General features: G+C 64.9%; 1 protein-coding gene. It reads left to right on the top strand.

Annotated elements, in window-relative coordinates:
- Positions 1-28: 28 nt before the first annotated feature.
- The coding region (locus tag FDW83_RS18880; RefSeq protein ID WP_138139598.1) for a catalase at positions 29-1,488 on the top strand (1,460 nt) is incomplete at its 3' end.

The raw sequence follows: 1,488 nt of genomic DNA, 5'->3' as shown, positions 1-1,488 counted from the left end.
TCCCAAGAAAAAGAGAAATAGGAGAATAATGACTGCCGTTTCGACAACACAGTCAGGTGCCCCCGTCACGTCCGACGCGCACTCGAAGTCAGTTGGTGCCGATGGTGCCATCATCCTGACTGACCACTACCTGGTGGAAAAGCTGGCCCAGTTCAACCGTGAGCGGGTCCCGGAGCGCGTTGTGCACGCCAAGGGCGGCGGTGCATTCGGCACGTTCAGGACCACCGAGGACGTCTCGGCCTACACCAAGGCCGCGTTCCTGCAGCCGGGTGTGGAGACCGAGATGCTGATCCGGTTCTCCTCGGTGGCCGGCGAGAACGGCTCCCCCGACACCTGGCGGGACCCGCGCGGGTTCGCCGTGAAGTTCTACACCTCCGAGGGCAACTACGACCTGGTGGGCAACAACACCCCGGTGTTCTTCATCCGCGACGGGATCAAGTTCCCGGACTTCATCCACTCCCAGAAGCGCCTGCCCGGCTCCCACCTGCGCGACGCCGACATGCAGTGGGACTTCTGGACCCTGTCCCCCGAATCCGCACACCAGGTCACCTGGCTCATGGGCGACCGCGGCCTGCCCGCGTCCTGGCGTGAAATGCAGGGCTACGGCTCGCACACCTACCAGTGGATCAACGCCGCCGGCGAGCGGTTCTGGGTCAAGTACCACTTCCACTCCAACCAGGGCGTCAAAAACATGACCGGTGACCAGGCCGAGGCCCTGGCCGGGTCCGACGCGGACTTCTACATCCGGGACCTGCACGAGAACATCGAAGCCGGCAACCTTCCCTCCTGGGACCTGCACGTGCAGGTCATGCCCTACGAGGACGCCAAGACCTACCGGTTCAACCCGTTCGACCTGACCAAGGTCTGGCCGCACGCGGACTACCCGCTGATCAAGGTCGGCACCATGGAACTGAACCGCAACCCGGAGAACTACTTCGCGCAGATCGAACAGGCCACCTTCGCCCCGTCGAACTTCGTGCCCGGCATCGCCGCGTCCCCGGACAAAATGCTCCAGGCACGCATCTTCTCCTACGCCGACGCCCACCGCTACCGGGTCGGCACCAACCACGCCCAGATCCCGGTCAACCAGCCCAAAAACACCGTCCACAACTACAGCCAGGACGGCGCCGGACGCTACCACTTCAACGCCCCTTCTGTTCCGGTGTACGCGCCGAACACCATGGGCGGACCGGCAGCTGTTGAGCCGCAGAACCCCGCCGGCGGCTGGGAAAATGACGGCGAGCTGACCCTCGCCGCGCACTCCCTGCACGCCGAGGACAGCGATTTCGTCCAGGCCGGCACCCTCTACCGCGAGGTCTACGACGAAGCAGCCAAGGCCCGCTTCCTGGAAACCGTCACCGGCGCCGTGGGCGGCGTCAAGAGCCCCGGCATCAAAGAACGCGCCATCCAGTACTGGACCAACGTCGACGCCGAACTCGGCGCCAAACTCCGCGCCAACCTCGGAGCGGCCTCCCTCTCCGACGCTGA

This window comes from Pseudarthrobacter sp. NamE2 (assembly GCF_005796205.1).
Lineage (GTDB): Bacteria > Actinomycetota > Actinomycetes > Actinomycetales > Micrococcaceae > Arthrobacter.
This window is presented reverse-complemented; position numbering and strand designations above follow the sequence as displayed.